At 64.8% G+C, this 13,378-nt stretch carries 1 protein-coding gene; it reads left to right on the top strand.

Annotated features, from left to right (window positions below; translation table 11 throughout):
• The first annotated feature begins 190 nt into the window (after window positions 1-190).
• Window positions 191-12,910 carry a filamentous haemagglutinin family protein gene (locus LGN19_RS05765; RefSeq protein WP_413227200.1) on the top strand — a complete coding sequence of 4,240 codons (12,720 nt, stop codon included), beginning with the start codon at window positions 191-193 and terminating at the stop codon, window positions 12,908-12,910.
• Window positions 12,911-13,378 lie beyond the last annotated feature (468 nt).

Genomic DNA, 13,378 nt, shown 5'->3' with positions numbered 1-13,378 from the left:
CCCGGTTGCAACGACCCAGCGCGAAACCGGATCGGTGCCGCTTTCGGCGCGACCGTCGTCAAGCGCAATTTCATAGGATTCGGGGTGAAGAATGGCAGCACGCGCACGCACGGCACGACAACCTGACGCGACGGGCTCGCGCCCGGTCCTGAAATCGGAACTGCGGCCGCTGGTCCGGGCCGTGGCCTTGATGCTGCTGGCGGGCGCGTCCGCGCACGTGCACGCGGCCGGCATCATGAACCTCGGCGCGGCGGCCGCGCGTGCATCGGGCGGCGGCGCGGGCGGCGCCGGTGGCGTGCCGGGCATGCCGAATCTGGGCGTGTCGGCGCAGCAGGCGCTGCAGGCGAGCCAGCCGTCGATCCGCAACCTCGGGTATGCCGCGCATGCGATCGCCGCGCAGATTGCCGCGCAGCAGAATGCGGCCGCGGCGGCGGCGAAGCTGCCTTCGACCGTGCCGAACGGGCTGACGCCGGGCGGGCTGCAGGTGGCGGCCGGCGCGTCGAGCGATACGAACAATCCGGTGCTGTGGTTCAACGCGAATGCGCCGACGCAGAACGTCGACGGCAGCGGGCACGTGAACGTCGACGTCAAGCAGACCGGGCAGAACGCGGTGCTGACCTGGGAGACGATGAACGTCGGGCGGCAGACGACGCTGAATTTCGACCAGTCGGGCGGTACGCAGACGAACGGCGCGAACAACTGGGCCGTGTTGAACCGGATCAACGATCCGAGCGGCAAGCCGAGCCAGATTCTCGGGAATATCACTGCGCAGGGTGCGGTGTATGTGATCAACCGGAATGGGGTGCTGTTTGGCGCCGGGTCGCAGGTCAATGTGCATTCGCTCGTTGCGTCGTCGCTGAACCTGCTCGATATGAAAAACCAGCTCGTGCCGACGCCTGCGGGCATTGTGGCGAGCAATCAGCAGTTTTTGAGCTTGCCTGCGGGGACGACGGGCGGGCTGGCTTATCCGGAGTCGGGGAGTTCGAGCGGGGTGGTCGGGTCGGGGGGCAAGCCGAACGAGGTGCTGGGACTGGGTAATCAGGCGCTGCTGACCGGCACGTACCAGGCGCCCGGCGACGTGACGATCGAGCAGGGTGCGTCGATCACGACGCATGTCAACGGTACGGCGAGCGATGGCGGCTTCGTGCTGGTTGCCGCGCCGAATGTGACGAACGCGGGCAGTATCTCGGCGACGTCGGGGCAGGTCGTGCTCGCGGCGGGGGTGGGGGTGAGCCTGCGGCCAAACGCAGCGGTGACTACCAATCCTCAGGTCCTGTTGCCGGAGCTGAGCGGGCAAATCGTCACGACGGATCTGCAAACCGGATCCACGATCGACGTGACACCCGCCGGTACGTTGACCAATACGGGCATCGTTCAGGCCGCGCGCGGCAACGTGAACCTGCTCGGCAGCCGAGTTGCGCAAAACGGTGTAGTGGGCGTGACGACGAGCGTGAATACGCCAGGCACGATCACGCTCTCGACGGCGGACGAGTATGCGTCGAACAATCCGCTGGGCATACCGTATCCGAATCAGGTCCTGAGCGGATCCGACAATACAAACCGTGCCGGCCTGCTGAGCTTCGGACCCGGTTCGGTAACGACGGTACTGCCCGACAACAACGGCCAGACCGCGACGTCCACGCCGGGTACGACCTTCACGCCGGGCGGCATCACGATGACGGCCGGTTCCGTCTGGTTCCAGGGCGGCTCGCTGATCGAGGCGCCGGGCTCGAACGTGTCGGTGACGGCCTATGCGCCGTCGATCGTGGCGAACAAGGTGCCGGGCCAGACGGCGGTGCCGGGCCGGATCTATGTGGACGACGGGGCGACGATCGACGTATCGGGGCTGGCGGACGTGCAGGTGCCGATCGCGCAGACGCTCGTGACGGTCGACCGGATCGGCCAGAACGAACTCGCCGATTCACCGCTGCTGCGCAACAGCTTCCTGTTCGGGCTGAAAGGCGTCGTCGTCGACAGCACGCTGACGGGCACGCGCAGCGACGGCGTGCAGTGGGTCGGCAGCCCGATCCTGAACCTGTCGGGTTACGTGAACCTGATTCCGCGTACCGTCGACCAGTTGCTGACCAATGGCGGCACGATCACGCTGTCCGGCAACGAGGTGATGACCGCGGCAGGTTCGTCGATGAACCTGAACGGCGGGTATGTGCACTACAACGGCGGGATGGTCAACACGACGCGGCTCGTCGATGCCAACGGCGCGATCGTGCCGATCGGGCAGGCGAGCCCTTACGACAATTATGTCGGCATCGCCGGGCAGTTCATCGAGAGCCATCCGCGCTGGGGCGTGACGAAATCCTGGTACAACCCGCTGCTGACGAGCGGCACCTACCAGTCCGATTACATCGTCGGCGGCAATGCGGGCACGCTCGACCTGTTCGCGTCGCAGGCGCTGGTGCTCGACGGCGACATCAGCGCGCAGTCGTTCGGTGGCGCGAAGCAGATGCAGGGCAACAGCCTGCCGTCCGGCGGCACGTTCAACCTCGGTGCCGATCCGAAGCTGGCCGGCGGCGCGCTGGCAGGGATGACGTGGAACAGTGCCGTCAACTCGACCATCACGAACAACGGCGTTTCGGGATTGGCGATCCTGCAGGACAACGCGCCGCAACTCGGCGCGCTGATGCCGGGCTTTTCGATCGATACGCCGATCGACAAGACCGCGTCCCAGTCGCTGGCCGCCAATGATCCGAACAACCTGCTGACGACGCAGGTCGTGCCCGTTACGAAGCTGAACAACGGCGGCTTTGCGAACCTGAACGTGACCGGGGACAAGTACCTGGGCAAGGGCATCTCGGTTGCGCAGGGCACGCAACTGAACGTGCAGCCGGGGGGCTCGATTTCGCTCAACAGTACGGTGGCCGGTGCCGACGTCAATGTTGCGGGGCGGCTGTCTGCGCCGTCCGGTTCGGTTTCGATCGCGAGCGGCGGCAATGTCGTCGTCGGGCCGCAGGGTGCGATCAGTGTGGCCGGACAGTGGGTGAACAACGACGTGCAGGCCGCGTCGGGCACGGCGCCGGGCAACAGTCAGTTCATCAACGGCGGGAGCATTTCACTGTCGGCGATACAGAGTGCGAACTTCGTGAACGGCAGCGCCGTGGATGCGACGGGGTCGATCCTGCTGCAGCCGGGCAGTGTGCTTGACGTATCGAGCGGCGGCGAAATGCTCGCGAACGGCCAGTTGCTGATGCAGAACGGCGTGCCGGCCGGGCGCGGGGGCAACGTTGCGTTGCGGACCTACGCGGTACCGGCGAGCGGAGCGCAGTTCGGCGATACGGGTGACGGCGGCGCGAGCATGCCGAATGCTCAGCCGATAGCCGGCCATATCGCGATGAACGGCTCGATGCTGAGCGAAGGCTTTTCCGGCGGCGGCACACTGACGCTGCAGGCTCTGGGCTTCCGGATCGGCGGAGCGGAGTCTGCAGCGTCTCCGTGGGACCTGTACTTACCCGAGAATTTCTTTTCCCGACAGGGCTTCGGCAAGTATGTGCTGAATGCGTATTACGACGCGATCGTCGCACCGGGCGCGACGGTTGCGCTGACGCAATTGAACCGTATTCCGGACGCGGTGGCGCTCCAGCAGACGGGTTCGGGCGCAAATCCGGCGACGGCCGGCCTGACTACGACCGGCCAGCTGGACGCATATCATCGGCAGCCCACAAGCCTTGCGCTGTCGGGCGGAGGTTACGTAGCATGGCCGAACGCGGCGGGTACGGGATCGGTGTCGTATCCTGGCGTGACCGGTTCGGTCACGTTGTCGTCCGGTGCGTCGATTGACGCGGATGCGGGTGCGAGCGTCGCGCTCACGTCGCCAAAGCAGGTCACCGTGCTCGGGGCGGTGGTCGCGCCGGGCGGGGCGATCACGCTGAGCGCGAATGCTGGCGGAATTGTGGCCGGGCAGAGCAGCCGGTCCGTCTGGCTTGGCTCGAATGCAACGCTCGACGTGTCGGGCGTCGCGCTTGCCAATCCGTTTGCTTCGCCGGTCAAGATCGGCGGAACGGCCGCGGTACCGAATACGGGCAAGGTGTTGCCGGGCGGATCGGTGACGCTGTCGAGCGATACGGGTTATGTGGTCGCGCAGGCCGGTTCGACGATCGACGTGTCGGGTGCGTCGGCGAACTTCGACCAACTGCAGGCGAACGGCACCTATGCGCGTCAGCCAGTGTGGAGCGATGCCGGGTCAATCACGCTGTCGGCCGCGTATGGTCTCTTCTCGGATGCGACCCTGGCTGGCCACGGTGGAGCGCCGCAGGCGCGCGGCGGCACCCTGACGATTCTTCCGCATCAGAACAGCAGCTCGGCCGGCGCGACAGCGCTCGTCGTGCGGCAGAGCGGAACGCTCGTTCCCGCCGGGCTTGCACCCGGCCAGGATTTCTCGACCGCGATCGACCCGACCACCGGGCAGCCGATCGGTCAGCCGACGGGCGTGATCCAGTTCGCGGCCGACCGCCTGAACGATTCGGGAATCGCGAATCTCGTGCTCGGCGACAGCACACCGTCCCCGATTCCTGTATCGGTACCGCCGATCGTGTTTGCCGGTGACGTGAACCTGACGTTGCCCGAATCGGTGACGCTGAACACCGGACGCATCGCGGCAATCGGAATGGACCAGCTCTCGACGCTGCTGTCGACACCGGCCCAGCCGGCAAACGGCAATTCGGTGCTGGTGAACCTGCTCGCGCAACCGCCAGCGCATCCGCTCGGCACGACGGTGACGATCAACGCACCTTATGTCGCGCTGGTGGGCCCGACGGCAACCTCGTCAACGCCCGCATTCGCGCCGGTTGCGACGCTTTCCGACGCGACGCTGAACGTGAACGCGTCGTTCCTCGATCTGGGCAATCAGATTCAGCTCAACAATATCGGTCAGGCGACCCTCGCAAGCAGTGGCGATATCCGACTCGGTTCGACCAGCGTGGCGCAGAGCGGCCCCGCCAGGCTGGCGCCCGGCGTGCTGTACACGCCGGGCAACGTGACGTTCAACGCGGCGGACGTTTATCCGGCGACCGGCAGCACGTTCATCGTCGATGCGGTCGGCCCGGTCGATTCGACCACCGGCAAACCCGCGCCGACCACCGTTACGTTCGGCACGACTGGTGCGTCCGGCACGCCGCTGTCGGCGGGCGGCACGCTGCTCGTCGACGCGACGAACATCGTGCAGGGCGGTGCCGTGCGCGCGCCGTCCGGCTCGCTCGTATTCGGCGTCGGCGACCCGACGAACAGTGCGACGCAGAAGCAGTTCGGCAACCTGCCGCTGGTCGCGACCGATTCGGTGACGTTCGCGAACGGCAGCGTGACGTCGGTTTCGAACGGCAGATCGACCATTCCTTACGGCACGACGGTCGATGGCGTCGAATGGCAGTTCAACCCGCTCGCGGGCACGACGGCGTCTGACCTGAGTGCGCCGCCGGCCAAGTACATCGGCGTGAACGGCACCAGCGTCGCACTCAACAAGGGCGCGACGATCGACCTGTCCGGCGGCGGTGACCTGCAGGCCGCCGAATGGGTGCCGGGCACGGGCGGCACGCGTGACGTGCTGTCGCAATACAACGTGAGCTATGCGAACGGCAAGGGCGCAACGGCCGTGCCGGTCAACGCGGGCGCCGGGAACGTCTACGCGATCGTGCCGGGCACGCAAGCGCCGGTTGCCGCCTACGATCCGCTGTTTGCACAGATCCTGCAGCCTGATGTCGCCAGCAACGGGACGCCGACGACCAAGACCGTGACGCTGGGTGTCGGCCAGGCCGGCATGAACGACGCGATCGGCAAGGCCGTGTACCTGTCCGGCGTGCCGGGCCTAGCACCTGGCTATTACACGCTGCTGCCCGGCAAGTACGCGACGCTGCCGGGCGCCTATCGCGTGACGGTATCGGCGACGACCGGCAACGTCGTGCCGGGCGCGTCGCAGGTGCTGCCGGACGGCACCGTCGTGGCGGCCGGGTATTTTGCCGATGCGGTGACGGGCGGCCGCAGCGCGACGCCGACGCTCTTCAACGTGCAGTCGGGTGCGACGTGGCAGCAGTACTCGCAATACACGCTGAAGGGGGCAAACGACTTCTTCACCGTGCAGGCTGCGAAGCAGGGCAACGTGACGCCGCCGCTGCCGGTGGACGGCGGCCAGCTCGTGCTGGCTGCAACGAAGGCGCTCACGCTCGGTGCGACGCTGAACGCGGCGGCAGGTGTGGGCGGCGCGCCGGCCGAGGTCGACGTCGCGTCTCAGGACATCCAGATCACCGGCAACGGCAGCGCGGCGCTGCCCGGCTATCTGCAGATCGGCGGCGATGCGCTCGATTCGCTGAACGCCGGCAGCCTGCTGATCGGCGGCACGCGCGTCGCGACGACGAAGGGCGTGACGATCACGCCGATTGCGAACAGCGTGGTGGTGTCGAACGATGCCGGCTCGTCGTTGAAGGGCCCAGAGATCCTGCTCGTGACGAAGACCGACGCGAGCGGCACGGATTCGAGCGCGGCGAATGGCTTGCGTGTCGACGCGGGGGCGTCGATCGTGGCCGCCGGCGACTACCCGGCCGCGAAGGACCAGCCGATCACGATCGCAGGCGACGGCGCGCTGCTGCGCGTATCGAACGGCGCGATGGCGCCGCTCACGCGCACGGGCGGCACCGGCACGGGGCTGCTGACGGTCGGTGCGGGCGCGACGCTGTCGGGCGGCCAGGCGCTGATGCTCGATTCGTCGGGCAACCTGAAGGTCGATCCGAGCGCGGTGCTGTCGGGCAAAGCGATTACCGCGGACGGCTCGGCGATCACGTTCACGAATGCGAGCGGTGCGGCCGCCGCGAACCTGCCGGGCTTCGTGATTGATCCGGCCGGGCTCGCGCAGCTTGCCAATGCGGATCTCGTTTCGCTGCGCAGTTACGGCGCAATGGGTTTCGTCGGCGACGTGAACGCGACGTTCGGCAAGAGCGTGGACCTGAGCGCCGGCACGTTCACGAGCGACGGCGGCCACGTCACGTTGAACGGACAGCAGATCGCATTCACGAACGAGACGGGCGCGCCCAACGGTGCGGGCTCAGCAGGGGGAGGCACGCTGACGGTCAACGGGAAGGAGATCGACTTCGGCGCCGGCACGAAGACGCTGAGCGGGTTCTCGTCGGTGAACATGACCGCGAGCGGCGGCATCGTGGCGCAAGGCACGGGGACGTTCGATTTCGGTGCATTGCCGGTGACGCTGAATGCCCCGGTGTATCTGGCCGATACGAGTTCCGCGTCGACCGTGAAGACGTCCGGTGTCCTGACGCTGAACGGCGCAGCGGGCACGGCGCTGACGAAAACGCCGGTCGGCGGCGCGTGGAAATTCGTTGGCAGCACGGTGGCCGACAACGGCGCGACGATCGCGGCACCGGCCGGCAACGTGAGCCTCGAGGCGACCACCGGCAACCTGACGATCGGCAGCGGTTCGACGGTCAGCGCCGCGGGCGTGTCGAAACAGTTCTTCGACGTGACGCAGTACGCGCCGGCCGGTTCGATCATCCTGACCGCCGATGCAGGGACGGTCGACGTGCAGTCGGGCGCGACGCTCGATTTCTCCGGCGCGAAAGGCGGCGGCGCGGCGGGCAGCCTGACGCTGTCTGCGCCGAAGCAGGTCGTGAATCTCAACGGCACGATCAAGGGCGGCGCGACGAACGGCTATGCGGGTGGCTCGCTGTCGCTCGACACGGCCGGGGCGGCCGATCTCGATTCGTTGGCGCAGACGCTCGCATCGAGCGGCGTGAACCAGTCGATTGCGGTTCATACGAAGTCCGGCAACCTGACGTTGTCGGCCGGTAACGCGCTGACCGCGCGCTCGGTGTCGCTGACGGCCGACGGCGGCGCGGGCAATGCGTCGGATACGGCGAACGGCAACGTGAACGTGCTGGGCACGATCGACGCGTCGGGCAAGGCGGGCGGGCAAATCGACCTGTACGGGCGCAGCGGCGTCGATGTGGAGGGCACGCTGCTCGCACGCGGCTCCGACCCGACGCAGCGCGGTGGCAAGGTGAACATCGGCACGAGCGCGATGTTCGATCCAACAGTGGCGAACCCGTACAACGCGACCTATGGATACGAGAATATCGATCCGTCGCGTTCGGGGCTGATCCGTGTCGGTGCGAATGCGCTGATCGACGTATCGGGCGGGATGGCCGGCGGGTTGTCGGGCGGCACGGTGAATTTCCGCGCGCCGTTGCTCGCGGATGGCAGCGTCGATGTTCAGCTGCCGAATGCGTTCAACGACGGCAAGGGTATCGTCGGTTCCCGTGCGACAACGCTCGAGGCGTACGCGACGTGGAGCACGACCGATACGACATCGGGTGCGCAGCACTTCGACGGCATCGTCGATCCGGCAGGCTGGTATGACAGCAACGGGCATTTGCTGGCCGGCACCTTCACCGCGCAAGGCACCAATCCGCCGACTTTCTCGTTCACGCCGGACGCGAACGGCGACGGCGGCGGCACGCTGACGAACAATGCGACTGGCGCGCAGGTGACGCTGACGGGGAGCCAGGCAGATTTGGCGTCGTTGTACACGGGGATCTCGTCGATCGGATTCCCGGGGATAGACAGTGCGTACTTCGTTCCGACGACTGCGAACGCCGATCATCAGAATTACTACGGCGGACAGATCGTCAAGGCGAGCGACGGCACGCTGTCGATGACGCCCGGCACGCTGATGGGATTCATTCAGAGCGGGCTCGGAGCGAATGGGCCGACGCTGCAGGGCTCGACGGCGAACATCGCGAATTTCCGGATGGCACCCGGTGTCGAATTCGACAATCCGAGCACGGCGATCAACGGTGGCAACATCTCGGTCCTGTCCAACTGGAATCTCGGCGCGGGACTGCCGAACAACAGCGGGACGATCGATCCTTCGTATCGTTATAACGGGACGGTCGCGCCGATGCTGACGTTCCGCGCATCGAACAATTTCGATGCGGAAGCGAGTATTACCGACGGATTTTTTCAGAGCCAGGTCGCGACGATTCTGGGGGCGGCGGGGAATGCCTCTGCTACGGGGACGTATGCCGCTGCGTTGACCCTTTACAACAGCCTGATATCGGTTGACGATCCCGCATCGATCACCGTGCAATTTACCGATGGATCGAGCCAATCGCTGACGTCGATCGGCAGCAATCCGACGAATCCGCTATACGACCCAAACGTTGCGCTGACCGCGCCGCTTCAGAATCAAGCGGCTCAGTACTACTCCGACTATCTGCAGTACGGTAGTTCATGGGGTTCGTATTACGGCTACTGGGCAAGTGGGAAATACGCATTCCACATCATGCCTTATATCCCGTTGCGCACGCCGGCTCCGGTGCTGTCGAACTATGCGTCCTACAAGGATTATGCCGACGCGTACTATGGTCCGGGCTCGTGGTTCCAAGGGTACTCAAATAATACAGTTGCCGGCGTGGTGCGGAACGGCGTCGTCCTCTTCGAGCCATTTGGCACGCCGACACCACCGGTCATGTCGTCGAAGCCCAGTGATTATGGGCAGTACATTGCCTTGTACGGAACTTATCTGGATCGATTGTCTTTCACGAAGTCTCCGAACCTGGTGTTCGTGAATCCCAGGAATGCGTACAGTTTCTTCTACGCACCGGCCGCTCCGCTGTCGATCGCGAACTCAGGCGTCAATATAGGTGCGTTGCCAGGCAACGCACCCGCGAACGTTGCAACTGCCGACAACCCGTTACCGATCAGCTATGCAGCATTGCTGAGCGGTCAAAGCACGTCGTACCGTATTGTCGGTGGCGCAGATCTGGCGAGTGCCAATCCCCTCGCCGTGCAACCGAGCGCAGCGCTCAGTTCGGCGAGTGGGCCCGCGGGCAACGTCACATTGAATCAGCACACTGCCTATATCGACTCGAACGGGTTGGCCTTGCTGCAGCCGACAACGATCAGGACGGGAACGGGTTCGATCGACATTGCGGCGGCCACCGATTTCACGCTGGCCGATACGACCGCTCCAGGGGGCGTGTACACGGCGGGCGCGCCTGCGCAGGGTTCGCCCGCGTTGGGGCTTGCCTCGGCTGTCGCTAATGGCGGCTCGGGCCTGCAAGACATCCTGGTTACGCCGGCCGTGAACCCTGATTCGGCCGGCGACATTTCGATTCGCGTGCAGGGCGATATCAACGGAATTCAGAACGTGACCGATGCGACGGGTGCGGTGACCGGCGGCGTGGGGAACAATATCGGCCAGTACTGGTGGCCGTGGATGCAGATCACCGCGGCGAAAACCTCGGATGGTTATGGCATTCAGGCTCCGTTGACCCGATCGTCGATCGATTTCGGCGCATTCGGTCAAGGCGTGATGAGCGTTGGCGGCAACGTGTCGATCAGCGCCGGTGGCAATATTGCCGACCTCGCCGTGTCGCTGCCGACTACGTGGTACTTGAACGAAAGCGGTAAGCCTGTGACTGTCGGAGGTGGAAATCTGACGGTGCGAGCCGGTGCCGATATTCTGAGCGGCGACTACTTCGTCGCGAAGGGCTCAGGGACGATATCGGCTGGCGGAAGCATCGGATCTGATATTGCCGTGTCATCTCCCATGACTAGTGTGAAGGCCCCGATTGCCGTATCGACGGTGCTTGCGACGCAGGATGGCGTGCTCGATGTCATGGCGCGTCAAGGCGTTGAAATCGGCGCAGTGCTGAACCCGTCGTATGCAAGTCGTTTCGACCCGCCAGGTGGGCAACTCGCCACTACAATCAACCTGTCGAATTACGGCCAGTATGCCGACAGCAAGGGATACTCGCCGACTTCTGCGGTGAATGTGCTGTCCACAACCGGAGACGTCCGGCTCGGCTCGCTCGGCGGCTTGTTGACAGGGGCCAATGGCGTACTGCCGGCTAGCGTCAATCTGACGGCATTTGACGGCGGGATCAATATCGACTCGGGTGGTGTGCTTTATCCGTCGGCCGTTGGCCAGTTGAATCTGGTTGCGGATCGATCCGTGAATCTATCCAGCATATCGTCAGTACTGGTAGGGACTAATCTGCCTAATACGTTCGGTATGTCCGACGCCGATCCTTCGCAGATGCCTTCGCCGACAAATCCACTAGCGGTGATTCCGGCGTTGACGAATACGACGCTCGCTGCCCATGCGCTGAATGCACTTCACGGTGACGACTTGCAGCCCGCACGCATCTACAGCCTGAATGGAAGCATCGTCAACGGCACGGCGGACAATCCCAACAACAATGACGGGCTCTACCGGAGCCTCATTACGCTATCGATCGACAAACCGGCGCTTCTGCAAGCCGGGCAGGACATCGTTAACCTCGCGTTCTGGGGGCAAAACCTGCGCAGTTCCGATGTGACTCGAGTCGTGGCCGGCCGAGATATCTACGACACGCCGATCCCTTATACCGGCGGCGGCGCTGTTCCGGTGCTGGCGATCGGCGGGCCCGGATGGTTCGATATACAGGCGGGACGCAACATCGGCCCGCTGACGAGTCAGGCCGAGTTGTACAACCAGGTTGCCAATACAGGTGGGCTCGCACAAGTGTTCACCGGTATCGACGCGGTAGGTAACGCGAACAACCCGAACCTGCCGCACGAGAGCGCGAACGTCAACGTGCTGTTCGGCGTCGGGCCGGGTGTCGATCTGCCGGGATTCGTATCGGCCTATATCGCTCCGGGCAGCTCTGTGGCCGGTGTGCCGAGTGCGACGCCTGCATTGATCGCGTTCATGGAGCAGTACGACGCGGGGCTTGGCGTCGATACGGGATTGCAGGCGGACAAGGACGCTGCGCTGGCGAAGGTCGGCCGGTTGACGGCCGACGACGCGTGGAAGCAATTCCAGGCGTTGCCGTCTTACATCCAGCAGCTTTTCGCGGAAAAGGTGCTGTTCGGCGTGCTGGCACAGGTCGGTGCGGACTTCAACGACCCGGCGAGCCGGTACAACGGCAAGTATTCGCGAGGGTACCAGGCGATCAACACGCTGTTCCCCGCTTCGTTCGGCTATACGGCGAACAATCTGGAGGGCGGCTCGAATGGGGCGAACAAGCCCGCGAGCACGGGCAACCTCGATATCCGCAGCACGACGATCCAGACGCAGCAAGGCGGCGACGTGACGATCCTCGGGCCGGGCGGGCAGGCGCTCGTCGGCAGTACGACGGCGCCGCCGCAGATCGTCGACAGTGGCGGGAAGGTCGTTGCCGGCCCCGGCACGATGGGGATCCTGACGCTCGAGAAGGGTAACGTCGACATCTTCACGGACCAGAGCGTGCTGCTCGCACAGAGCCGGATCTTCACCGAACAGGGCGGCGACATGACGATCTGGAGTTCGAACGGCGACATCAACGCAGGCAAGGGCGCGAAAACGTCGGCGGACACACCGGCGCCGCAGTATGTCTGCGATGCGAACCACTACTGCACGGTCGATTCGCGCGGGCAGGTGACGGGGGCGGGGATCGCGACGCTGCAGAGCATCCCGGGCGCACCGAAGGGCACGGTCAACCTGATCGCGCCGCGGGGTACCGTCGATGCTGGTGATGCGGGCATACGCGCAGGCAACCTCAACGTCGCCGCGTTGCGTGTCGTGAACGCGGACAACATCCAGGTGACCGGCAAGGCGACCGGTATCCCGCTCGTTCAGGCGGTGAATACGGGCGCGCTGACTGCCGCGAGTTCGGCGGCGTCGGCGGCGAGCCAGGTCGCGCAGGACATCGCGAAGAACAATGCATCGGGCGTTGCTCCGCGCCGCTGGACGATCAGCGTGCAGGTCGAGGGCTTTGGGGATAACGGTCAGGATGGCGGATCGAAGCGGCGCAGGTCGGAGCAGGTTGGCTACGATTCGTCGAACTCGGTCGCCCTGCTTGGGTTCGGCGCGGCGGGGCCGACCCAGCGGACTTTGCTTGGCAAGGACGAACTCGTGAAATTGAACAGGTTCTGAATTCGACCCGAACTGAGTGTGTTGAGCTGCGAGGATCCGCATCGATCGAAGTGAATGGAAGCACATGCCCCCGTTTCGTGTTCGGAGTGGGGGCATGTCGTTTTAAGGCCCCGAGTTGCACAAGCTCAGGCAGCCTGCTGGTCAACGGGAACGAAGACGTCGCGGTGCCTGTTCCGGAGGGTCTTGTTCGGGAACACCGTTGATTCAAACGCACTGCAATCGGACATCGAGGCCGTGTGGTGCCGAGGCTGGCGTTGCTTCGAATACGGCGATGTGGAAGCGCAGCGGCGGATTGCCGGGGGCAGGTGAGGGGCACGGGAATGGAATCGTGCCTGCGGCCACGATCCGTTTCATGCGATGTATGTGGCGTCTGCTTGTGCCTCTATCCATCCGATAGTGGCCGTTCCATAAAAAACCCGCCTCGCAGGAGCGAGGCGGGTTCAACAGGACGCGTTGAATCAGCAGTGT

This window comes from Burkholderia sp. AU30198, from assembly GCF_020419825.1.
Taxonomy (GTDB): Bacteria; Pseudomonadota; Gammaproteobacteria; order Burkholderiales; family Burkholderiaceae; genus Burkholderia.
This window is presented reverse-complemented; position numbering and strand designations above follow the sequence as displayed.

Excerpts from the sequence above, each read along its gene's own strand:
- LGN19_RS05765 (WP_413227200.1), top strand. The coding sequence starts at position 191 with ATGCTGCTGGCGGGCGCGTCCGCGCACGTGCACGCGGCCGGCATCATG.